Here is a 23,388-nt window from a genome sequence, read left to right on the forward strand (position 1 = left end):
ATCCCCGGGGTCACACCCGGGGTGATCGCAACGCAAAAAGGTGGTTCCCGATGCAGGACAGGAAAGCGGTATGGCCATGGGCCGTGGCGGGCGTGCTGGTGCTGGGTGGCGTGGCGTGGTGGTTGTTCCGCGACGATCTGCGGACGGTGGCGACCGCCACTTCACCGTTCGCGGCGCAGCCGTCGGCAGGTGGCAGCCGGATCGTTCCCCCCACGGGCGTGCCGCAGGACGCGCCGGCCATGACCACAGCGCCGGCCGGCTATCCGCTGCCGCGCGATGCGGCCATCGATGCCGCCCTGCCATCGCTCGACGACAGCGACGCCCGCGTGCGGGAAGACCTCGGCACGCTGTTCCCCGAACCGGTGCTGGCGCTGTTGCTGCCCGATCACCTGGTCCAGCGCCTGGTCACGCACATCGACAACCTCACCCAGGCCAGCGCGCCGGCCAGCGCGCTGGCGCTGCGGCCGGTGCCCGGCAGCCTGCAGGTCGAAGGCGATGCCGCGACCGGCATCGCCGTCGCCAGCGGCAATGCAGCGCGCTACGCGCCATATGTGACGGCGTTCACCGCCGCCGATGCCGATGCGCTGGCGGCGGCCTACATGCGTCTGTATCCGCTGGTGCAGCAGGCGTACCGCGAACTGGGCCATCCCGGCGGGCACTTCAACGACCGCCTGGTCGGAGTGATCGACCACCTGCTGCAGGCCCCCGAACCGGTGCAGCCGCCGGCGCTGGAGCGCGACGAGCGCGGCCGCTACCGCTTTGTCGATCCCGACCTGCAGGCGCGCTCGATCGGGCAGAAGGCGCTGTTGCGGCTGGATCCGGAGCAGGCGCGCGCGGTGAAGCGGCAGCTGCGCGCCATCCGCCAGGCGATCACGCGCGGCGGGTGAGCCTTGCCCGCCGCTTCCCGGCGGGTGCGCGGCCGTTGGCCGGGCGGCGGGATCGGCGTTCTGTAGCGCGGGGCGCCGCCCCGCTGGGACATCCGCGGCCGTCTTGCCGGCAAACAGGGGGAAGCCGCGCACGGTTCCGCGGACATGAACAGCCTCTCCCGGACGGCCTTGAATCACACCGCCGCAACCGCATCTGAACCAGTATCGCCGGCGACGCCGGCCCCTGATTCGGGATGACCACCATGCGGATGGACAAGCTCACCTCCAACTTCCAGAAGGCCCTGGCCGACGCGCAGTCGCTGGCCGTGGGCCGCGACCACAGCATCATCGAGCCGGTGCACGTGCTGGCCGCGCTGCTCGACCAGGCCGGTGGCAGCAGCCGGCCGCTGCTGGCCCAGGCCGGCGTCAACGTGCCGGTGCTGCGCGAACGCCTGGCCGAGGCGCTGGACGCGCTGCCCAAGGTGTCCGGCCAGGCCGGCAACCTGTCGATGGGCAACGACCTGAGCCGCCTGCTCAACGCCACCGACAAGCTGGCGCAGCAGCACAACGACCAGTTCATCGCCAGCGAATGGTTCCTGCTGGCCGCTACCGACGACGGGGGCGCGGCCGGCATGGCGCTGCGCGCGGCCGGGGCCGACAAAAAGAAGCTGGAAGCGGCCATCGACAAGCTGCGCGGCGGCGAAACCGTGCAGAGCGAGAACGCCGAGGAACAGCGCCAGGCGCTGGAGAAATACACCATCGACCTGACCGCGCGCGCCGAGAGCGGCAAGCTCGACCCTGTCATCGGCCGCGACGAGGAAATCCGCCGCACCATCCAGGTCCTGCAGCGCCGCACCAAGAACAACCCGGTGCTGATCGGCGAGCCCGGCGTGGGCAAGACCGCGATCGTCGAAGGCCTGGCCCAGCGCATCATCAACGACGAAGTGCCCGAAGGCCTGCGTGGCAAGCGCGTGCTGTCGCTGGACATGGGCGCGCTGATCGCCGGCGCCAAGTTCCGCGGCGAGTTCGAGGAGCGTCTGAAGGGCGTGCTCAACGACCTGGCCAAGAACGAAGGCCAGATCATCCTGTTCATCGACGAACTGCACACCATGGTCGGCGCCGGCAAGGCCGATGGCGCCATGGACGCCGGCAACATGCTCAAGCCGGCGCTGGCGCGCGGCGAGCTGCACTGCATCGGCGCCACCACGCTGGACGAGTACCGCCAATACATCGAGAAGGATGCCGCGCTGGAGCGCCGTTTCCAGAAGGTGTTCGTCGGCGAGCCGAGCGTGGAGGACACCATCGCCATCCTGCGCGGGCTGAAGGAAAAATATGCCGTGCACCACAGCGTGGAGATCACCGACCCGGCCATCGTCGCCGCGGCCACGCTGTCCAACCGCTACATCACCGACCGCCAGCTGCCGGACAAGGCCATCGACCTGATGGACGAGGCGGCCTCGCGCATCCGCATGGAGATCGACTCCAAGCCGGAAGAGCTCGACCGCCTCGAACGCCGCCTGATCCAGCTGAAGATCCAGCGCGAGATGTTGAAGAAGGAAAAGGACGACGCCTCGCAGAAGCGCCTGGCTGACCTGGAGCTGGATATCGAGAAGCTCGAGCGCGAGTTCTCCGACCTCAACGAAATCTGGAAGGCGGAAAAAGCCGCCGTGCAGGGTTCGGCGCAGATCCAGCAGCAGATCGAGCAGAACCGCATCGAACTGGATGCCGCCCAGCGCCGTGGCGATCTCAGCCGCGTGGCCGAACTGCAGTACGGCGTGATTCCCGAACTGGAGCGCCGCCTGCAGATGGTCGACCAGCAGGAAGGGCAGGCCGCGTTCCGGCTGCTGCGCAACAAGGTGACCGACGAGGAGATCGCCGAGGTCGTCTCGCGCTGGACCGGCATCCCGGTGAACAGGATGCTTGAAGGCGAGCGCGACAAGCTGCTGCGCATGGAGGATGAACTGCACAAGCGCGTGGTCGGCCAGGAAGAGGCGATCCGCGTGGTGTCCGACGCGGTGCGCCGCTCGCGCGCCGGCCTGTCCGACCCGAACCGCCCGAGCGGCTCGTTCCTGTTCCTGGGCCCGACCGGCGTGGGCAAGACCGAACTGACCAAGGCGCTGGCCGATTTCCTGTTCGACAGCCCCGACGCCATGGTGCGCATCGACATGAGCGAGTTCATGGAGAAGCACAGCGTCGCGCGCCTGATCGGCGCGCCTCCGGGCTATGTGGGCTACGAGGAAGGCGGTTACCTCACCGAGGCGGTACGCCGCCGCCCGTACAGCGTGATCCTGCTGGACGAGGTGGAGAAGGCGCATCCGGATGTGTTCAACATCCTGCTGCAGGTACTGGACGACGGCCGCCTGACCGACGGCCAGGGCCGCACCGTGGACTTCCGCAACACCGTCATCGTGATGACCTCGAACCTGGGCTCGCACCAGATCCAGGACATGAGCGGCGACGACAGCCCGGAGGCCTACACGCAGATGAAGGCGGCGGTGATGGGCGTGGTGCAGGCGCACTTCCGCCCGGAGTTTATCAACCGCCTGGACGACATCGTCGTGTTCCATCCGCTGGACAAGCAGCAGATCCGGCAGATCGCGCGCATCCAGATGCGCGGGCTGGAAAAGCGGCTGGGCGAGCGTGGGCTGAAGCTGGAAGTCGCCGATTCGGCGTTCGACCTGCTGGGCAATGTCGGTTTCGACCCGGTATACGGTGCGCGCCCGCTCAAGCGCGCGATCCAGCAGCAGCTGGAGAACCCGCTGGCGCAGAAGATCCTTGCCGGCGAGTTCGCCAGCGGCGACACCATCCACGTCGAGGCCGGCGCCGGCCAGCTGCGTTTCGCCAAGGGCTGACGCTCGCGCGGATGCCCCGCGGTTTCGCGGACGTCGCCGGGAGCCTGCCGATGCGCGGGGCTCCCGGCGGCGGTGGCGGGACAGGGCGGGCCGACGCGCATCGGGAAGGCCTCCCGATGCCGGATTGCCACGATGGACGGCATTGGCCGGAGGTCCGGCGCGCCGGTACATGAGCGGCGCGGCCACCGCCGCATTTTTGTGTCAGGATGCCCCACGTCCCGTGCCTGCAGTCAGGTGCGGGCAGGGGGGGAAGCATGCGTCATTGGGCAACGACCCGGCATGGCAAAATCCTGCTGTTCGGCTTGGCGTGCCTGTTGCTGCAGCAGGTGGCCGTTCCTTACCAGCTGGAACTGTGGGGCGATGTCTCCAAGGCCTCGCTGGTGCACCTGCATGCCGGGTTGCTGCTGGCCATCGCCATGCTCGAACGCGACCGCTGGGTGCTGCCGGGAAGCTACCTGCTTGTCACCCTGGGCTGGATGGCGCGCGCGCTGGCCTTTTCCTATACGCCGTTACAGATCGGCATCGGCCTGGTGATTTCCGCGGGTGGTCTGGTGTGGACGTTGCTTTGCGCACGCGCCATGGGCTGGCCGCGATCGCCGGCGCGGAGCGTGGTGCTGCGCAGCGACCTGCCGCGTTTCGCCCTGGTCGGATTGCTGGCTTACCCCGCCGGGTCTGCGCTGCTGGGCCTGCTGTATGGCCTTCCCTATGGCGCCGCTGGTCAACTCAGTGGCTTGATCCAGACCCTGTTCGCCAAATATTTCGGCGTGGTGACGCTCACCCTGCCGCTGGTCGTGGCCTGGAGCGAGCGTCATCGCCCGCCGCTGGTCCGGCGCAGCGGGCGTTGGCCGCTGTGGCCGCTGCTGATGGGCGTGGGATTGGCATCGAGCGTCCTGCTGAGCCGGCGCGTGCAGATGGAATTCGGCGGGCTGCCTCCCAGCGGACTGGTATTGAGCGATTACCGCATCGCCGCGCTGGCGGTGGTGGCCTGGTGCATGTTGTACATGCGCCTGGTGGTGGCGCTGCCGTTGCTGGCCGGGCTGCTGCTGCTGATGGCGTCGCGCCTGGGCGATACCGCCACGTTGAGCCATGCGCCGCTGGGCTTCCTCAACCTGCTGCATCTGGCGCTGGAACTGGGCATCGTGCTGATGGTGCTGTTCTATTACCTGTTGGCCAACCGCGACCGCGAGGACATGGCCCAGCGCCTGGACGAACAGGCGCTGCATGATTCGCTGACCGGCCTGCCCAACCTGCGCGCGTTGCGGCGGCAGGCCGCGCAGCGCCCGGAAGCCTGCGGCCTGGCCTGCCTGTTGCTGGACCAGACCGACACGCTGGCGGTCGGCTATGGACTGGGTGCGCAGTCGGCGGTGATGACCGGGGTGGCCGCGCGGCTGGAGGCCTACAACGTCAACTGCTGCTACCTGGGCAGCGGCCAGTTCGCGCTGCTGGCCGAATGCGGGGGCCGGATCGATTGGGCCTGCCTGCTGCGCGGCATCGAACAGCCGGGCTTTCTCGTGGAAGGGCAGAATGTGCGCCTGTTGCCTTACCTGGGCGTGGCGCGCTTCGGCGGCGATACCGGGCTGGATCTCGATGGCGCGCTGATGCTGGCCTCCAGCCTCGCCTTCGAGGCGCGCGCGAGCAATGAGGTCGAGCCGCTGTTCGCCAATGCCGAGCGTGCCACGCTGCAGCAGGCGCAGGAGCGCCTGCACGGGGCCAGCGCGGCCTTGGCGCACCTGCGCCGTCCCGGCGGGCTGGTGCTGTTCTTCCAGCCGGTGCTGCCGCTGGTCGAGCGCCGCCGGGAGGGGGGCGCGGTCGGCGAAGTGCTGTGCCGGCTGCGTGACGAGCAGGGCGACCTGCTGCGGCCGGACCAGTTCCTGCCTGCCGTGGAGGCGGCGCGGCGTGGCCCCGAACTGGACCTCGCGGTGGTTGCCGAACTGTTCGCGCAACTGCGGCAGGCGCCGGAACTGGCGGCAGGCTGCGCCCATATCTCGGTGAACCTGACCGGGCAGAGCCTGGCGTCGGAGAGCTTCCGCGTGCGCCTGCTGGAACTGCTGGAACAGGCGCCGCTGCCGCACTCGCGGCTATGTTTCGAGATCACGGAAACCGTGGCCGTCTTCAGCGCCGAACAGGCGGGACGGCTGCTGGACGAGCTGCGCAGCCGCGGCTGCCGCATCGCCATCGACGATTTCGGCGTGGGCATGCAGAGTTTCGCCCGGCTCAAGGAACTGCCGGTGGACATCATCAAGATCGACGGTTCGTTCGTGCGCAACATCAACCGCGAGCGCCGCGACTACGCGATGGTGCAGGCCTCGGTGGCGGTGGCGCGCGCCTGCGGCGCGGAAGTGGTGGCCGAGTATGTCGAGGATGAGGACACCGCCGACTGCCTGCGCAACTTGGGCGTGCATTGGGCGCAGGGCTATCACTACGCCAGGCCGATGCCGCTGCTGGAGGGGCTGCGCTGGAAGCGTGCCGATGGCGGTGGTGCTGCGGATGCGTGAACCACGGGTGCCGCGCGGCCAGCGGCCAGCCCCACCCGGGGCGACGGCCGGCTGCGCGTGCAGCGTCCGCGGCATGGCCTGATGACGGACAGGCATAAGTAACCGGGGCAACCATCGGCCTTGCCGTCCATGCTCTGGGCTATGGTCAGCAGCCTCCCCACATGCAGATGCCGCGATGTCCCAGCCGAACTGGAAACCCGAAACCATCGCCGTGCACGGCGGCTACCGTCCCGACCCGACCACCCGCGCGGTGGCGGTGCCGATCTACCAGACGGTGGCCTATGCCTTCGACGATACCCAGCACGGCGCCGACCTGTTCGACCTGAAGGTCCAGGGCAACATCTACACCCGCATCATGAACCCCACCACCGACGTGCTGGAACAGCGCGTCGCGGCGCTGGAAGGCGGCATCGGCGCGCTGGCGCTGGCGTCGGGGCAGGCGGCGGTGACCTACGCGATCCAGACCATCGCCGAGGCCGGCGACAACATCCTGGCCTCCAGCGCGCTGTACGGCGGCACCTACAACCTGCTCGCGCACACGCTGCCGCAGTTCGGCATCCAGACCCGCTTCGCCGATTACCGCGATCCGCAGGCCTTCGCGGCGCTGATCGACGAGCGCACCAAGGCGGTGTTCGTCGAATCCATCGGCAACCCGCGCGGCAACATCACCGACATCGAGGCCATCGCCGCGATCGCGCACGCGCATGGCGTGCCGGTGATCGTCGACAACACCGTGGCCACGCCCTACCTGCTGCGCCCGTTCGATTTCGGTGCCGACATCGTGGTGCATTCGCTGACCAAGTACCTGGGCGGGCATGGCACCAGCCTGGGCGGGGCGATCGTCGACTCCGGGCGCTTCCCATGGGCCGAGCACAAGCAGCGCTTCCCGCGCCTCAATACGCCGGATGTGAGCTACCACGGCGTGGTCTACACCGAGGCGCTGGGGCCGGCGGCCTACATCGGTCGCGCGCGGGTGGTGCCGCTGCGCAACACCGGCGCGGCGATCTCGCCGTTCAACGCGTTCCAGATCCTGCAGGGCATCGAGACCCTGGCGCTGCGCATGGACCGGATCAACAGCAACACGCTGGCGGTGGCGACCTACCTGCAGCAGCACGCCAAGGTGGCCTGGGTGAACTATGCGGCGCTGCCGGATCATCCCGAGCACGCGCTGGTGCGCAAATACCTGCGCGGGCAGGGCTCGGGCGTGCTGACCTTCGGCCTGCCCGGCGGCCGCGAGGCCGGCGCGCGCTTCCTCGACGCGCTGCAGCTGTTCACCCGCCTGGTGAACCTGGGCGATGCCAAGTCGCTGGCCACGCACCCGGCGTCGACCACGCACCGCCAGCTCGACGCGGCCGAGCTGGAGAAGGCGGGGGTGACGCTGGATACGGTGCGCCTGTCGGTGGGCATCGAGCACATCGACGACCTGCTGGCCGACCTGGAGCAGGCGCTGGCGCAGGCCTGAGCGCGCGCCGCGCGCCGTGGTTGGCGCGCGGCGTCTAGGCCTCACCAGGCGATGGTGAAGCGCTGGCGCGGATGCCGCGGCTGTTCCAGTTCATCGACCATGGCCACCGCCAGGTCGGCCGGGCTGATCGTGCCGGGGCCGTCGGCAGCCATCAGCGGCGTGTCGCTGCCGGTACGGTAATGGCCGGTGCGCTCGACCGGGCCGCCGGCGTGGAAGGCGACCGGCGGACTGAGGAAGGTCCAGTCCAGCGCCGATTCGCCCTTCAGGTCTTCCAGCGCGTCGCGCGCGGCGCGGGCGCCATCGTGGAACGCCGGGGGGAAGTCCGGCGTATCCACCAGCTGCACGCCGTCGGCGGTGTACAGGCTGCCGGCGCCGCCGACCACCAGGTAGCGCTTCACGCCGGCCGCCCTGGTGCCGGCCACGATCGCGCGCGCGCCCCGCATGAAGTCGCGATAGATGTCCGGGTTGCCCCAGCCGGCGTTGTAGGCGCTGACCACCGCGTCGTTGCCGGCCACGGCGGCCTGCACCTGCGCGGCGTCCTGTACGTCGGCGCGGACCACGCGCAGGCGCTCGCGTGCGGCGAGCTTGGCCGGATCGCGTACCAGTGCGGTGACCTCGTGGCCGCGGGCCAGCAGTTCTTCGAGCAGGGCGCGGCCGACGAAGCCGGTGGCGCCGATCAGGGCGACTTTCATGGGGATTCCTCGCATGGATGGGAGGCGGACAGTGTCCTCCTGGCCCCGTGACGGCGGCAGTCTGCCGGGGCCACAATCACCTTGAAGCCAGGCTTCACGATGCCTGCGGCCACAGGAGAGGGCGATGGAGAACTACAGGCGCATGGCGCTGTTCGCGCAGGTGGTCCAGCACGGTTCCATGAGCGCGGCGGCGCGCGCGCTGGGCATGAGCACCTCGGCGGTCAGCCAGCAGGTACGCGCGCTGGAGCACGAGGCGGGCGTGGCGCTGCTGCACCGTTCGACCCGGCAGCTGTCGCTGACCGACGTGGGCAGCCGTTACTACGCGGCCTGCGCGCGCCTGCTCGATGCCGCCGGCGAGGCCGAGGCCGAACTGTCGGCCGCGCGCCACGCGCCCAGCGGCGAACTGCGCCTGTCCGCGCCGCTGGGCATGGCCGACCACCTCGGGCCGGCGCTGGGCCCATGGCTGCAGGACAACCCGCAGCTACGCCTGCACCTGCATTTCGAGGACGGCTGGACCGACCTGGTGCAGGCGCGCATCGACCTGGCGCTGCGCTTCGGCCGGCTGCCGGACAGCGACTGGATGGCGCAGCGCCTGGGCACCCTGCAGCGCTGGCCCTGCGCTTCGCCCGATTGGCTGCGCCGGCATGGCGAACCGGCCGATCCGCTGCAGGTGCCGGCCGGCGAATGGCTGGGCCTGGCGCAGGTGCCGGGGCTGGCCTGGCGGCACCCGGCCTCCGGGCAGGAGCGGCGGGTGCCGGCGCATCCGCGCCTGGTCAGCCACAACCAGCCGGCGGTGCGCCAGCTGTGCGAGTCGGGGCTCGGCGTGGCCGTGCTGACCAGCCTGGATGTGATGCCGCTGCTGGCCAGCGGCCGGCTGCTGCGGCTGCTGCCGGAATGGGAGGTCCCGGCGCTGCCGGTATGGGCGGTGACACCGCACCGGCAGACCCAGCCGGCCAAGGTGCGCCAGGCGATCGAGCTGCTGGGCGGCTATCTGCAGCGCATTCCGGGCGCCACCGACCCGGCGGCCTGAGCGGGCGCGCGCCCGATGACGCTGTCAGGCGGCGGTGGTCCCCGCCCGCATCGCGCGGTATGGCGGTGTGGCCATCACCATCTCCGCCAGCGAATGCGCCAGTTCGCGCTCGGCCAGCACGGTGCCGTCGGCGCCGTGTTCGAGCAGGTGCTTGACCTCGGCATCGCTGTGCGCGCGCGCCAGCAGGGTCAGGTTCGGATTGATGGCGCGCAGCTTGGCCAGCGCTTCGCCGGCCTCCAGCGGCTGCGGGATGGCGAGGATGGCGATGCTGGCGCGCTCGGGATGGGCTTCGGCCAATACCGTGTCGGCGGCGGCGCTGCCGCGGATGGCGGCGATGCCCTCGCGATGCGCGCGCTCGACGTGGTCGCGGTTGTCGTCGATCGCCAGCACCGGTACGCCGCGGTCGCGCAGGACCTGGGCCAGGGTGCTGCCGACGCGGCCGTAACCGATGACGATGGCGTGGTCGTGCAGGTCCAGCGAGGGGCCGGGGGGAATGTCCGGCGGCTCCTGTACCGGCAGCGGTGCGGGATGACGCGCCTGCCAGCGGTCGAGCAGGCCGAACACCAGCGGGTTGAGCATGATCGACACCAGCGCGCCGGCCAGCACCAGCGACTGCCCGGTGGCGGGAAGGATCTTCAGCGCCACGCCGAGCCCGGCGATGATGAAGGCGAACTCGCCGATCTGCGCCAGCGAGGCGGAGATGGTCAGCGCCGTGGCCTTGGAATGGCCGAAGGCGCGCACGATGGCGAACGCCGCCGCCGACTTGCCGAACATGATGATCGCCACCGTCGCCAGCACCTGCCACGGGTGCTCGACCACGATCATCGGGTCGAACAGCATGCCCACCGAGACGAAGAACAGCACCGCGAACGCATCGCGCAGCGGCAGCGAATCGTGCGCGGCCTTGTGGCTCAGTTCCGATTCGTTGAGCATCATGCCGGCGAAGAACGCGCCCAGCGCGAACGACACGCCGAACAGCGCGGCGGCGCCGAACGCCACGCCCAGGGCGATGGCCAGCACCGACAGGGTGAACAGCTCGCGCGAACCGGTGCCGGCGATGCGCTCCAGGATCCACGGGATCACCCGGCGCCCGACCAGCAGCATCACCGCCACGAACAGGCCCAGCTGCACGAAGGTCCAGCCGATGGACGCCAGCACGCTGCCGACGCTGTGGTTCTGGCCCTGCGCTTCGGGGCCGAACACGCCGGCGATCACCGGCATCATCACCAGCGCCAGCACGCAGGCCAGGTCCTCCACGATCAGCCAGCCGACCGCGATCTTGCCGCGGGTGGTCTCCAGCAGGCGACGTTCTTCCATCGCCCGCAGCAGCACCACGGTCGAGGCGGTGGCCAGGGAGAAACCAAAGATCACCCCGTGCAGCGGCGGCCAGCCCATCAGCGTGGCCACGCCCCAGCCCAGTACCGTGGCCACGGCGATCTGGCCGATGGCGCCGGGAATGGCGATGGCCTTCACCGCCATCAGGTCCTTGAGCGAGAAATGCAGGCCGACGCCGAACATCAGCAGCATCACCCCGATCTCGGCCAGCTGGTTGGCCAGCGCCTGGTCGGCGACGAAGCCCGGCGTGAACGGCCCGACCACCACCCCCGCGACCAGATAGCCCACCAGCGGCGACAGCCGCAGCCGGTTGGCCAGGGCGCCAAGCACGAAGGCCAGGCCCAGGCCGATGGCGATCATGTTGATCAGGGCGGTGTCATGGTGCATCGGGGCTCGCAGGAGAAGGGGGCGCTCCGATTCTAAGGGGAAGCGGGTGCGCCGTTGTTTCCCTGTACGTCCCGAAGCGTTTCATCGATTGGAGTGCGCTCATCGGCAGCGCATGGCCGGCACTACCGTTCGGTGGGGGGCCGTGATGCCGAAGACGCCGATGCCCGGGTTTCCCCGGGCATCGGCTTCACGCATTGCGGCTGCTCAGGCGCGCCTTACCAGGTGTAACGGGCGCGGCCGTACACGTAGGCGCCGTTGAAGCCGGCCGGCGCGTAGTTGCTGTACGGCATCTGGCCCCAGGCGTTGACGCCGGTGAAGGCCGGGTTGACCTTGTCCGGATGGGAATCCAGCACGTTGTCCGCGCCCACCGTCAAGGTCCACTGCGCGCTCGGCTTGAAGCTGGCCGACACGTCCAGCACCCACTGCGGGTCGTAGCCCTGGTCCAGCGCGGGGTTGGTCTGGCGCACGGTGAATTTGCCGTAGCGGGTGGCGTTCAGGCCCAGCGTCCACTGGTCCGAGGTCCAGGTGCCGCCGAGGATGGCCTTGTCGCGCGGGAAGGCGTCTTCCAGGCGGCCAAGCTCGTCGCGCGCCACCAGCGGCGTGGTCAGGCCCAGGCTGGTCAGCACGGACGGCGAGGGCGCCAGCCGCTTCACCTCGGTCTTGTTGTAGCTGTAGCTGGCGGTCAGGTCCAGGGCGCTGGCGGCCAGCGGGATGTTGTAGCTGCCCACCACGTCCACGCCGCGGGTGCGGGTGTCGGCGGAGTTGTTGAAGTAGCGGAAGGCGGTGACGTTGTTGATGCCCAGCGAGGTCAGCAGGGCATTGGTGGCAGGGTTGGTGTTGATGGTGGAGGACAGCAGGATGCGGTCGTCGATGTCGATCTGGAACGCATCGACGGTCACGTACAGGCGCTCGGCCGGCTGCAGCACCAGGCCCAGGCTGTAGGAGGTCGAGGTTTCCGCCTGCAGCGGCTTGGAGCCGAGCGCCTGCGCCACGACGCTGGTCGCCGGGAAGGTGCCCGATTCGACGAACACGCCATTGGAGTAGTTGCTGGTGATGACCTGGTAGCTCTGCTGCGCCAGCGACGGCGCGCGGAAGCCGTTGGAGACGGTGCCGCGCAGCGCCACCTTGTCGGTGAACGCATAGCGGGCCGAGAGCTTGCCCGAGGTCTTGCTGCCGAAGTCCGAGTAGTCCTCGTAGCGCGCGGTGGCGCCGGCGGAGAACTTGTCGGTGAGGTCGGCTTCAAGGCCGGCGTAGACCGCGTAGTTGTGGCGGTCGGCATGCACCGCGTTGATCGGGGTGAAGCCGCCGAAGCCCTGTGCGCCGCTGCCGAGGTAGGAGTTGGGCTCGCCCGGCGACTGGTTCCACTTCTCCTGGCGGTACTCGCCGCCGAAGGACAGCGTGACCGGGTAGGCCAGGCCCCAGTCCAGCGCCTGCGAGAAGTCGGCGTTGACGATGTTCTGGGTGTACTCCAGCGCGCCGTCGTGGAAGCTGGTCGGGCTGTTGGCGCCCAGCGTGTAGTTCATCGTGTTGCGGGTGGCGAAATCGATGCGGCTGTAGCCGTAGTTGTAGCTCACGTCCCAGTTGAAGCCGCCCTCGGTGCCGCCCTTCAGGCCGGCCACCAGCGAGCGGTCCTTCAGGTACTGGTTGATCTCCGGCACGAAGCCGTCGGGATAGAGCAGCGAGGTCGCCGCGTTGTGGTTCTTCGAGCGGTAGAACGCGAAGGAGGTGATGTCGCGGTTGCTGGCGATGGCGGTGGCGTAGCCGTGCAGGTTGTCGCTGAAATCGAAACCGGCATTGGCCGACACGGCGCGGGTATCCACTTCCGGGTCGCCGACCACGAAGGCCTTCACGCCCACGGCCGGGTAGTTGCCGCTGTTCGGCGCCGGATTGCCCGGCAGGCCGTAGGCATTGAACGGGCCGGCGCGGTTGGTGCGGTCCTGGTGCGTGAGCTGGCCGGCGAAATGCACCGTGCCGCGGCCGTCGGCGAAGCTGACGCCGGTGTCGCCGGAGAGCTGGTACTGCTTGCCGTCGCCGGCCGAATACTGGCCCAGGTCCAGCGCCAGGCTGCCGCCGCTGCCGGCACCCTTGAGCACGATGTTGACCACGCCGGCGATGGCGTCCGAGCCGTACTGGGCCGAGGCCCCGTCGCGCAGCACTTCCACGCGCTCGATCGCGGCTACGGGGATGGTGTTCAGGTCCACCGCCGAGGAGCCGCGGCCCATGCTGCCGTTGACGTTGAGCTGGCCGGACAGGTGGCGGCGCTTGCCGTTGATCAGGATCAGCACCTGGTCCGGCGACAGGCCGCGCAACTGCGCCGGGCGCACGCCGCTGGTGCCGTCGGTCAGGGCCGGGCGCGGGAAGTTGAGCGAGGGCAGGGCGCGCGACAGCGCGGTGGCCAGCTCGGTGGAGCCGGTGGCCTGCAGGGCCTCGGGGGTGATGATGTCGATGGGCGACTGCGATTCGGCCACGGTGCGGTCGGCGACGCGGGTGCCGGTCACGATCACGGTATCGAGCGTCTGCGCGCCGGACTGGGCGAAGGCGGTGGCAACCGGGAGGCCGAGGGCGATGGCGACGGCAACGGCGAGCGTACTGGACTTGCGGTTCATCAGATTGCAGCTCCGGTATGAATGGGCGGCACCGGCGGACGGGAATTGCCCGTCACGGAGGGGTGGTGCGGTGCGCCATCATGGATTAATGGAATTTTTACGTGGTGTCAAATGCCCATCGGCCTGCCTATATCGTTGCTTTTGAAAGCATTTCGACCGGCAGGCGCGGTGCGGGCGTGGGGTGGAGGAGGGCGTTCCGGCGTGGAATCCGTGCGCGGGAGGCGTGAGTCAAGTATTCGTTAACGCTAGAATCGCGTCGCAGGAATGTTGCTTGTGTGCACATTCCTTTTCGCTATAACGGACCCCCTCATGATTTCCCTTCGTAATTTCGCCCTGCGCCGGGGCGAGCGCCTGCTGTTGTCCAACGTCGACCTCACCCTGCACGCCGGCTACCGCGTGGGCGTGGTGGGGCGCAACGGCGCCGGCAAGTCCAGCCTGTTCGCCGCCGTGCGCGGCGAGCTGGAGGCGGACAAGGGAGATGTGTCGCTGCCCGGCAAGGTCCGCATCGCCGACGTGGCCCAGGAAACCCCGGCCTTGCCGGATCGCGCCATCGACTACGTGCTGGGCGGCGATGACGTGGTGGCCGCGGTGCTGCTCGAAGAAGCGGCTGCGGCCGAACGCGAAGACTGGGAAGCGGTGGCCAACGCCCACCAGAAGATGGCCGAGCTGGGCGCCTATGACGCCGAAGCGCGTGCCGGCAAGCTGCTGCATGGCCTTGGCTTCCCGGCCGATACCCACAGCCGCCCGGTGGCGGCGTTCTCCGGTGGCTGGCGCGCGCGCCTGAACCTGGCGCGTGCGCTGATGATGCCCAGCGACCTGCTGCTGCTCGACGAACCGACCAACCACCTGGATCTGGACGCGGTGTACTGGCTGGAACAGTGGCTGCTCAAGTACCCGGGCACGCTGCTGCTGATCAGCCACGACCGCGAGTTCCTGGACAACGTGGCCACCCATACCCTGCACCTGCATGGCGGCACCGCCAGGCTGTACCCCGGCGGCTATACCGATTTCGAGCGCCAGCGTGCCGAGCACCTGCGCCAGCAGCAGATCGCGCACGAGAAGGAACAGGCCGAGCGCGCCCACCTGCAGAGCTTCATCGACCGCTTCAAGGCGCAGGCCAGCAAGGCCACCCAGGCGCAGAGCCGGATCAAGCGCCTGGCCAAGATGGCCGGCACCGAGGCGGTGCGCGCCGAGCGCGAGTTCCGCATCGAGTTCTCCGAACCGGCCAAGCTGCCGTTCTCGCTGATCCGCCTGAACCAGGTCGATGCCGGCTATGGCCAGGACGCGGTGATCCTCAAGGACGTCGGCTTCGGTCTGGAAGCGGGCCAGCGCGTGGGCCTGCTCGGCCCCAACGGCGCCGGCAAGACGACGCTGGTGAAGACCCTGGTCGGCGACCTGCCGCCGCTGGCCGGCGAACGCAGCGCGCACCCGGACATGAAGATCGGCTACTTCGCCCAGCACACGGTGGAGTCGCTGCGCGAAGGCGCCACGCCGATGGACCATTTCCGCGACATGGACCCGGACGGCGTCAACCAGAGCTTCCGCGACTTCCTCGGCAAGTGGAATTTCCCCGGTGACCGCGCGTTCGAGCCGGTCGACGGGTTCTCCGGTGGCGAGCGTGCGCGACTGGCGCTGGCGCTGATCGCCTGGCAGCAGCCCAACGTGCTGCTGCTCGACGAACCGACCAACCACCTGGACCTGGAAATGCGCGAGGCGCTGGCCGAGGCGCTGAGCATCTTCGAAGGTGCGATCGTGATGGTCAGCCATGACCGCCACCTGATCGGCCTGGTCTGCGACACCTTCTGGCGTGTCGCCGATGGCGTGGTCGAACCGTTCGCCGGCGACCTGGACGAATACGCCGCCTGGCTGCGTACCCGCGCCAGCGCGCAGGGCGCGCGCAACAAGGCCGACCGCACCGAGAAGGCGCCGGCCGTGCCGGCGCCGGTGTCCGCGCCTGCACCGGGCAAGCCTGCCGCGGCGAAGAAGCCGGTCAATCCGCACAAGCTGGAAGCGGCGGAGAAGAAGGTCGAGCAGCTCGGCGCGTCCCTGGCCGACATCGACCGCCAACTGGCCGACCCGGCCAACTATGCCGATGCGGCGAAGATGGCCCGGCTTGGCGGCGAGCGCGAGGTGCTCGCCCAGCAGCTGGAGCAGGCCGAAGCGGCGTGGATGGAACTGCTGGGGGATTGAGCCCGGCGGCGGCCGGGCTCAGGGGGCCAGGCCGCCGGCGGAAAGGGTGGTGCGGATGGCCTGGAGATTGTCCGGCGTCACGTGGATCAGGCCCTTGCCCGGAACATCGATTTCGGCGATCAGGAACATCGCCAGCGCGGTGATCGCAGGCACCACCAGCAGCAGGGCGCTGCCGCTGTTCCTGCCGCGGATGTTGTAGCCGATCAGGAAGTTGGAGCACACGCCGAAGGCGACCAGCATCGCCCAGGCCGCGCCCGGTATCTGGTGGCGCCAGCTGGCCATGGTCTTCTGCTGGGCGGTATACAGGTCGTTGCAGGCATTGAGCACGGTGGCGATCACCGGGTCGGGGTTGTCGCTGGCGATCCGGGCGACGTAGGTCCACATGCGGGCCTGCATCTGGATGGACTGCATGCGCGCCTGCTCGCGCTGCGCTTCGTCGGCGGCGGCGAAAAAGCCGACGCGCCGGTCCAGGTAGTCCAGCAGCAGCCGCTCGGCCTGTGCCTGCCGTTCGGCGCCCAGCAGGGTCGTGCGCTGGAAGGCGTTGCCGATGGCGATGGCCTCGTTTTCCTCGGCCGCCATGCGCGTGTTGTACCCGCCGATGGCGAAGGACAGCAGGAAGCCGATCAGCAGGCCGAACAGGGACAGGGTCGCGCCCAGCACGATCTTGAGTTCGTCGTCGGCCGCCGGCTCATGGCCGAAGCGCCGGCCCCAGGTGAGCTTGCCCAGGAACGCGGACAGGCCCAGCAGGGCCAGCATCGACGGCAGCAGCACCCAGGAATGGGCATCGACGAATTCCAGTATCTCGGGCATGGGCCGGACTCGTGCGGAGGATGCCGGCCTTCTTAGCAGGTATCCGCTCCCGGTTCACGGGCCTGCCGCTCCCTGCGCCTGCAGCCACAGGCGGAAACGCCGCAGCGGCTCGCGTTCCTGGCGCGAGCGCAACCGCGTGAGCCAGTAGCGGCCCAGCGCCAGTGTCTGCGCGAAGGGTTGCAGCAGTCGGCCGTCGGCCAGGTCCTGCTCGAACATGCGCAGTGGCAGCAGCGCCACGCCTGCACCCGCCGCGGCGGCGCTGGCCAGTGCCAGCGAGGAATCGAACACCGGGCCGCGCGCCTCCACGCCGGTGATACCGGCAGCCTGCAGCCAGCGCGCCCATTCGTCGTTGCGGTAGGAGCGCAGCAGCGGCACGCCGGCCAGGTCGCGCGGTTGCCGCAGGCGTCGCGCCAGTGCCGGCGCGCAGACCGGAGCGGAAGGGGCGTCGACGATCGGCGTGCAGTCCTGTCCCTGCCAGTCGCCCTCGCCGAAGCGGATCGCCAGGTCCAGGCCCTCGCCGGCGAGGTCGATGCGGTTGTTGTGGGTCTGAAGGCGCAGCTCGATATCCGGGTGCGCGGCCTCGAAATCGCCCAGCCGCGGCAGCAGCCAGCCGGTGGCGAAGGTGCCGACCACGCCTACCGTCAGCACCTCGCGGAAGCGGCCGCCGGTGAAACGGTCCAAGGCGATGGCGATGCGGTCGAAGGCGTCGGTGAGCACCGGCTGCAATGCCGCTCCCTCGTCGGTGAGCGCCACGCCGCGCGGCAGGCGATGGAACAACGTGACCTGCAGGCGGTCCTCCAGCGTGCGGATCTGGTGGCTCAGCGCGGCCTGGCTGACGCACAGCTCCAGTGCCGCGCGGGTGAAATTCAGATGGCGCGCGGCGGCCTCGAAGGCGCGCAGGGCATTGAGCGGGAGCTGGGGGCGGATCATGCCGAAGCCATGATGAAAGATGATGGATGGGCCCATTATTCCTGCATGGAATGGCGGAAGTACGGTCTTTGCCGCCAATAAATCTAATGGCTTCCGATGGTTTTTCGCGCTGGTGGAAGGGGGCTGTGGTTTCCAATAATCGCCGCCGTCCCACGCCCAGGGAGAGCCGCATGATCGTCCGTCGCCAGTTCCTCGCCTTCGGTGGTGCCGCCCTTGCCGGCATCGTCGCCGCGCCCGCGATGGCCCGTGCCGCCGCCAGGGCCGAGCCCGCTTCCGCGGCTGCCGGTTTCGCCGCGCTGGAGGCCGAAAGCGGCGGCCGGCTGGGCGTGTGCCTGTGGCATCCGGCCAGCGGCGCACGCTTCGGGCACCGCATGGATGAGCGCTTCCCCATGTGCAGCACGTTCAAGTTCCTGCTGGCGGCCGCGGTGCTGCATCGCGCCGGGCGCGGCCGGCTGTCGCTCGACCAGCGCGTGCCGGTGCGTAAGGTCGACATCCTCGGCAATTCGCCGGTCACCGCGCGCCATGCCGGCAAGGACCTGAGCGTGCGCGACCTGTGCCGGGCGACGCTGACCACCAGCGACAACGCCGCGGCCAACCTGCTGCTGCCGCTGGTCGATGGACCGGCCGGGCTGACCGCCTTCCTGCGTGCGCAGGACGACGCGGTCACCGTCGCCGCGCGCTACGAACCGGAAGCCAACCGCTTCGCGCCGGGCGACCCGCGCGACACCACCAGCCCGGCGGCGATGGCCGGCAACCTGCAGCGTTTCGTGCTCGGCGACGTGCTGGACGAGGCGTCGCGGCGGCAACTGGCCGACTGGCTGATCGACAACGAGACCGGCGCCGCGCGCCTGCGCGCGGGCCTGCCCGGGGGCTGGCGGGTGGGCGACAAGACCGGCGGCAACGGCCGCGACACCACCAACGACATCGCCTTGCTGTGGCCGGAACGAGGCGGCTCGCCCTGGGTGCTGGCCGGCTACCTGCAGGGTTCGGCGCTGGACGACGACGGCCGCAATGCCATCCTGCGCCGGGTCGGTGAGGTGGCCGGCGACCACCTGCGCTGACCGGCCCGGCCCGGGCTGCAACTGCTTGCGCAGCCTGCCATCGGCATCGCGCGCACCCCGCTGGCCGTGCACCCGGATGCGGTTGCGCTGCGCAACGAAACCATCCGTCGCCATGGCGATGAGCGGACCCCGGCAGCGCTTGGAGCGGCGCCCCCAGCGCACGCGCCCGGCCTGTTACGCACGGTGACTATCATCGCCCCGGCACACCGTCCGGCCTGGGGCGGTGCATGGATACGGGGCAGGTGATGGACAGCGACAACTGGCAGCGCGTACGCGAACTCTTCGATGCGGTGTGCGACCTGCATCCCTCGCATTGGCGGACCGAACTGGCGCGGCTGAGTGCTGATCCGGAGGTGGTCGCCGAAACGCTGGAACTGCTGGAGGCGCAGACCGTCGACCTGTCGCGCGTGCAGTCGCCGCTGCGCGGATTGCTGGAGGCCGGCGTGCAGACCGAACGCGCCGAAGGCGAACGGCTGGGGCCGTGGCGGCTGTGCGAACGCCTCGCCAGCGGTGGCATGGGCGTGGTGTTCCGCGCCGAGCGCGCCGACGGCCTGTACACGCAGGAAGTGGCGATCAAGGTCCTGCATGCCACGCCCGATCCGCGCATCGCCGAACGGCTGGCCGCCGAGCGGCGCATCCTCGCCGGCCTGCAGCACCCCAACATCGCGCGCCTCTACGACGGCGGTACCACGCCCGGCGGCCAGCCCTACCTGGTGATGGAATACATCCACGGCCAGGCGCTGGATGCCCATTGCCGCCGTTGCCGCCTGGATCTGCGCCAGCGGCTGGCGCTGTTCCTGAAGGTATGCGCGGCGGTCCAGGCAGCGCACACGCGGCTGGTGCTGCATTGCGACCTCAAGCCGGCCAACATCCTGGTCCGCGCCGACGGCGAGCCGGTGCTGCTGGACTTCGGCATCGCGCGGCTGGTCGGGAACGACGGCGATCCGGGCCGGCAGCCGTTCTTCACTCCCGGCTACGTGGCGCCCGAGCTGCGCGCGGGCGAGCCGGCGGGCATGGCCAGCGACGTCTACAGCCTGGGCATCGTGCTGGCCGGACTGCTTTCCGCTCAGGATGCCGCGCGCGGCCCGGCCGCCGGACAGGCGCCGCTGCCGCCCAGCCATCTGGCGGATGCGGGCTGTACCTGGCGCGGCGCGTTGCGCGGCGACCTGGATGCGATCGCGATGCGGGCGGTGGCCGCGTCGGCGCAGGAGCGCTATCCCTCGGTCGAGGCGCTGGCCGCCGATGTCCGCCGCCACCTGGGACACCGGCCGGTGCTGGCGCGCGGCGGTGGCGGGTTCTACCGCGGTGGGCGGTGGCTGCGGCGCAACTGGAAGGGCATCGCCGTGCTGATCGGCATGCTGCTGCTGGCGGGCGCCTTCGTCTGGCGGCTGGCCGAGGCCCGTGCCGAGGCCGAGCGGCAGACGCAGGTTGCCGAACAGGTGAGCGCTTTCCTGGTGTCGATGTTCGAGGCGGCCGACCCGCGCGAGAAAGGCGCGCGCGCCGGCGAGGACATCACCGCGCGCGAAGTGCTCGACCGCGCCGCGGCGCGGGTGGACGCAGAGCTGGAGGCCTCGCCCGAAGTGCAGGCGAGGCTCAAGGGCGTGATCGGCCTGGCCTACCGCAACATGGGCGACCTGGTGCGGGCCAACCCGATGATGCGCGCCTCCGCCGAAGCGCTGGCGGCCCGCGGCGGTGCGCGGAACATCGACGAGGCCGCGCGCCAGTTCAACCTGCTGGCCGGCAGCCACGCCAACAACCGCAACGGCCGCGAAGGCGAAGCGCTGGCCCGGCGCGCGCTGGCCCTGCTCGGGCAGCAGCCGGCGGACAGCTTCCGCGTCGCCCAGGCCTACAACTCGCTGGGCCTGTCGCTGCTGTCCGAGCAGCGTTACGGCGAGGCGGAACTGGCCTTCAGGCAGGCGCTGCAGCGGCACGAACTCGCGCACCGCGACCAGTTCATCGGCGTGACCTTCGACAACCTGGGCATGATGTACCGGCGCAAGGGCGAGCTGGCCGCGGCAGCGGCGGCGTTCGAGCGCTCCACGCCGATCTTCCAGCGGATGTTCGGCCAGATGTCCTTCGATTACTGGGCCAGCGACAGCGAGCGCAGCCTGGTGCTGCTCGACCAGGGGCGGTTCGACGAGGCGATTGCCGCGTTCGAGGCCAACCTGGTCCGCGCGCCGCGCATCTTCGGCGAGCGCAGCGTGTACTACATCAGCGGCACCAGCCGCCTGGCCGCTGCGTTGATCCGCAAGGGCGATTACCTGCGGGCCGACGAGCATGTGCGTGCGGCGCTGAAGCTGTCCGCCGAGGTGATGGGCGAGGACAGCTTCAATTATTCGATGATGCTGGAAACGGCGGCGCAGCTGGCCGAAGCCCGCGACGACCGGGTGGCCGCCGAAGCGGCCTGGCGCCGGGCATTGGCGGTGCGCCGCGCCGCTATCGGCGGTGGGCATCCGGATGCGCTGGATCTGGAGCTGCAGTTGGGCCTGTTCCTGGCCCGGCAAGGCCGGGTCGAAGGCGACGCGCTGGTACGCCATGCTCATGCGGCCTGGTTGCCGCGGATTCCGGCCGGCAGCGCAAATGGGCTGCGGCTGCGCCAGGGATGGGCGGAATGGCTGCTGTTGAAAGACCGCCGGCAGGACGCCCGGGCCGCGTTGGCGGCGGTGGCCGCCGAAGCTGCGGCGGCCAGCCCGGAGGTCGCGCTCCGCCAGCAGGTGCTGCAGGCCACCCTGCTGCAGCGCGAAGGCGACGCGGCGGCGGTCGCCGCATGGCGCGATGTGGTGGCTGCCAGCACGTCCCTGTTCGGCGCGCAGTCCGCCTGGACGGCGCGTTGGCGGCTTGCCCTGGCCGATGCCCTGGTCGCCGCCGGGCAGCGCGGCGCGGGCGAATCCGCGCCGGCGCTGCAGGTGCTGCGGGCGCAACTGGTCGCGGACAGCCCGCTGCTGCATCGCGTGGAGCAGGCGCGGCAATGAGCGCCTGCGGCTTGTGGCGGCCGGAGGCAGCGGCTAGGGTCGGGGCATGAAGCGCTCTTTCCTCGCAGGTCTCCTGCCGCTGTTCTTCGTCCCGGTCGCGTCCTCGGCGGCACCGGTCCGCTCCGCCGCCGATACCGGCGCTGCCGCGTTCCTGGCGGCCCTGGCGCAGCATTGCGGGCAGGCCTTCGCCGGCCGCGTGGTGACCAACCAACCCGCGGGCGCCACGCCCGACCCCTTCGAGGGCAAGGCGCTGGTGATGCACGTGCGCGGGTGCGATGCGCCGGACCAGGAACTGCGGGTGCCGTTCCATGTCGGACAGGACCGTTCGCGGACCTGGGTGCTGACCCGCATCGGCGAACACCTGCGGCTGAAGCACGATCATCGCCATGCCGATGGCAGCCCGGACCAAGTCACTCTCTATGGTGGCGACACCCAGGACGCGGGCACCGCGCTGCGCCAGCAGTTCCCGGTGGATGCCGCATCCGTGGCGATGTTCGAGCGCGAGGGCATGGCCGGCTCGGTCCGCAACACCTGGGCGATGGAAGTGGAGCCTGGCCGGCGCTTCCTGTACGAACTGTCGCGTCCGGACGGCCGTCTGTTCCAGGTCGAGTTCGACCTGGCCCATCCCGTCCCGGCGCCGCCGGCGCCCTGGGGCGCCGATGCCGCCGCAACGGAAAAGGGCGCCTGACCGGCGCCCTTCCGTTTCCTGCGGCAGGCGTCTTCAGCGTGCGCCGAAGCGCGCGCGGCAGCCGCCGTTCACCCACAGGCTGTTGCCGCTGTAGCCCCAGTTGCGGCCTTCCACGCACTGGGTCTTGGACAGCTGCTGGATCAGCACCGGCCGGCCCTGGCGGCGTTCCCAGGCGCAGGAACGCATGCGGTTGTCGTCGCTGCTGCATTCGATGCTGTAGTTGGAGCTGCCGCCCCAGTTGCCGTTGCCGCCGCCCCAGCCGCCACCGCGGCCCTCGGCGAACTCGGCGCGGCAGCCGTCGCTGACCCACACCGCGCCATTGCTGCTGCCCCAGTTGCGGCCCTCGACGCACTGCGATTTGGACAGCTGGCGGACCAGGGTGGCGCTGCGCCAGTCGGTGCGGCACACGCGCTGGCGGTTGTCGTTGCTCTCGCAGCGGATGGTCTGACCGTTGCCGGTGTTGCCTCCGCCCCAACCGCCGCGGCCTTCGGCGAACTCGGCGCGGCAGCCGTTGTCGACCCAGACCGAGCCGTTGCTGCTGCCCCAGTTGCGGCCTTCGATGCATTGGGTATTGGACAGCTGGCGCACCAGCACGGCACCGCGCCAGCCGGTGTTGCACACGCGCTGGCGGTTGTCGTTGCTCTCGCAGCGGATGGTGCCGCTGTTGCCGTTGCCGCCGCCGTTGCTCCAGCCGCCGCGGCCCGGGCCGAAGTCGGCGCGGCAGCCGTTGCCGACCCACACCGTGCCATCGCGGCTGCCCCAGTTCTGGCCCTCCACGCAGCGGGTGCTGGACAGCTGGCGGACGATGATGGCGTCGCGCCAGCCGGTATTGCAGACCTGCTGGCGGTTGTTGACGCTCTCACAGCGCACCGCGGCGACCGTGCCCGGGCCGTTGCCATAGGGCGACTGCGCGGCGGCGTCGGCGGCGAGGAAGGCGCCGGGCAGGAGGGCGGAAAGTCCGGCGAGCAGAAGCGGGCGGTTCATGGCGGCGTCCCTGTTCAGGTTTGGATGG

The 23,388-nt window shown here is 70.0% G+C and carries 15 protein-coding genes; 9 read left to right on the forward strand and 6 right to left on the reverse strand.

Annotated features, from left to right (window positions below; translation table 11 throughout):
• Positions 1 to 50: 50 nt before the first annotated feature.
• From ABB22_RS00600 to ABB22_RS00615, 4 genes are all read left to right on the forward strand, one after another.
• Positions 51 to 887, forward strand: a complete 837-nt coding sequence (locus tag ABB22_RS00600) for a DUF3014 domain-containing protein (protein WP_055767922.1) — start codon at positions 51 to 53, stop codon at positions 885 to 887.
• A 242-nt stretch (positions 888 to 1,129) separates the two neighbouring features.
• Entirely contained in the window at positions 1,130 to 3,718 is a 2,589-nt protein-coding gene (clpB, locus tag ABB22_RS00605) for an ATP-dependent chaperone ClpB (protein ID WP_055768510.1), read from the forward strand.
• 254 nt (positions 3,719 to 3,972) lie between these two features.
• A complete protein-coding gene (locus ABB22_RS00610) occupies positions 3,973 to 6,213 on the forward strand; it encodes an EAL domain-containing protein (RefSeq protein ID WP_152983975.1) in 2,241 nt (746 codons plus the stop codon).
• 175 nt (positions 6,214 to 6,388) lie between these two features.
• The gene (locus ABB22_RS00615; RefSeq protein WP_055767928.1) at positions 6,389 to 7,675 is read left to right on the forward strand and encodes an O-acetylhomoserine aminocarboxypropyltransferase/cysteine synthase family protein; all 1,287 of its coding nucleotides are present in this window, start codon (positions 6,389 to 6,391) and stop codon (positions 7,673 to 7,675) included.
• Positions 7,676 to 7,716: 41 nt separating this feature from the next.
• Here the strand turns inward: ABB22_RS00615 and ABB22_RS00620 are convergent, their stop codons facing one another.
• Positions 7,717 to 8,367, reverse strand: coding sequence for an NAD(P)-dependent oxidoreductase (locus ABB22_RS00620; protein WP_055767931.1), 651 nt, complete (start codon positions 8,365 to 8,367; stop codon positions 7,717 to 7,719).
• 124 nt (positions 8,368 to 8,491) lie between these two features.
• Here ABB22_RS00620 and ABB22_RS00625 point away from each other — a divergent pair, with 124 nt between their 5' ends.
• Complete coding sequence (locus ABB22_RS00625; RefSeq protein WP_055767934.1) at positions 8,492 to 9,397, forward strand: LysR family transcriptional regulator; 906 nt, start codon at positions 8,492 to 8,494, stop codon at positions 9,395 to 9,397.
• Between the two features lie 24 nt (positions 9,398 to 9,421).
• On the opposite strand, the gene ybaL is transcribed toward ABB22_RS00625, so the two are convergent.
• The gene (ybaL, locus tag ABB22_RS00630) at positions 9,422 to 11,119 is read right to left on the reverse strand and encodes a YbaL family putative K(+) efflux transporter (RefSeq protein WP_055767937.1); all 1,698 of its coding nucleotides are present in this window, start codon (positions 11,117 to 11,119) and stop codon (positions 9,422 to 9,424) included.
• 215 nt (positions 11,120 to 11,334) lie between these two features.
• Positions 11,335 to 13,725, reverse strand: a complete 2,391-nt coding sequence (locus ABB22_RS00635) for a TonB-dependent receptor plug domain-containing protein (protein ID WP_055767940.1) — start codon at positions 13,723 to 13,725, stop codon at positions 11,335 to 11,337.
• A gap of 309 nt (positions 13,726 to 14,034) precedes the next feature.
• Here ABB22_RS00635 and ABB22_RS00640 point away from each other — a divergent pair, with 309 nt between their 5' ends.
• A complete protein-coding gene (locus ABB22_RS00640) occupies positions 14,035 to 15,915 on the forward strand; it encodes an ABC-F family ATP-binding cassette domain-containing protein (protein ID WP_055767942.1) in 1,881 nt (626 codons plus the stop codon).
• Between the two features lie 18 nt (positions 15,916 to 15,933).
• On the opposite strand, the gene ABB22_RS00645 is transcribed toward ABB22_RS00640, so the two are convergent.
• Complete coding sequence (locus ABB22_RS00645; RefSeq protein WP_055767945.1) at positions 15,934 to 16,725, reverse strand: bestrophin-like domain; 792 nt, start codon at positions 16,723 to 16,725, stop codon at positions 15,934 to 15,936.
• Positions 16,726 to 16,779: 54 nt separating this feature from the next.
• Complete coding sequence (locus ABB22_RS00650) at positions 16,780 to 17,655, reverse strand: LysR substrate-binding domain-containing protein (protein WP_055768511.1); 876 nt, start codon at positions 17,653 to 17,655, stop codon at positions 16,780 to 16,782.
• Positions 17,656 to 17,825: 170 nt separating this feature from the next.
• Between ABB22_RS00650 and blaCESS the strand changes: the two genes are divergently transcribed.
• From blaCESS to ABB22_RS00665, 3 genes are all read left to right on the forward strand, one after another.
• Positions 17,826 to 18,716 carry a CESS family extended-spectrum class A beta-lactamase gene (gene blaCESS / locus ABB22_RS00655; protein WP_055767947.1) on the forward strand — a complete coding sequence of 297 codons (891 nt, stop codon included), beginning with the start codon at positions 17,826 to 17,828 and terminating at the stop codon, positions 18,714 to 18,716.
• Positions 18,717 to 18,943: 227 nt separating this feature from the next.
• A complete protein-coding gene (locus ABB22_RS00660; RefSeq protein ID WP_055767949.1) occupies positions 18,944 to 21,688 on the forward strand; it encodes a protein kinase domain-containing protein in 2,745 nt (914 codons plus the stop codon).
• Positions 21,689 to 21,734: 46 nt separating this feature from the next.
• Positions 21,735 to 22,376, forward strand: coding sequence for a hypothetical protein (locus ABB22_RS00665; protein ID WP_055767952.1), 642 nt, complete (start codon positions 21,735 to 21,737; stop codon positions 22,374 to 22,376).
• A 33-nt stretch (positions 22,377 to 22,409) separates the two neighbouring features.
• Here the strand turns inward: ABB22_RS00665 and ABB22_RS00670 are convergent, their stop codons facing one another.
• Positions 22,410 to 23,360, reverse strand: a complete 951-nt coding sequence (locus tag ABB22_RS00670) for a DUF3011 domain-containing protein (RefSeq protein ID WP_055767955.1) — start codon at positions 23,358 to 23,360, stop codon at positions 22,410 to 22,412.
• Positions 23,361 to 23,388: the final 28 nt, after the last annotated feature.

Source organism: Stenotrophomonas nitritireducens (assembly GCF_001431425.1).
Lineage (GTDB): Bacteria > Pseudomonadota > Gammaproteobacteria > Xanthomonadales > Xanthomonadaceae > Stenotrophomonas > Stenotrophomonas nitritireducens.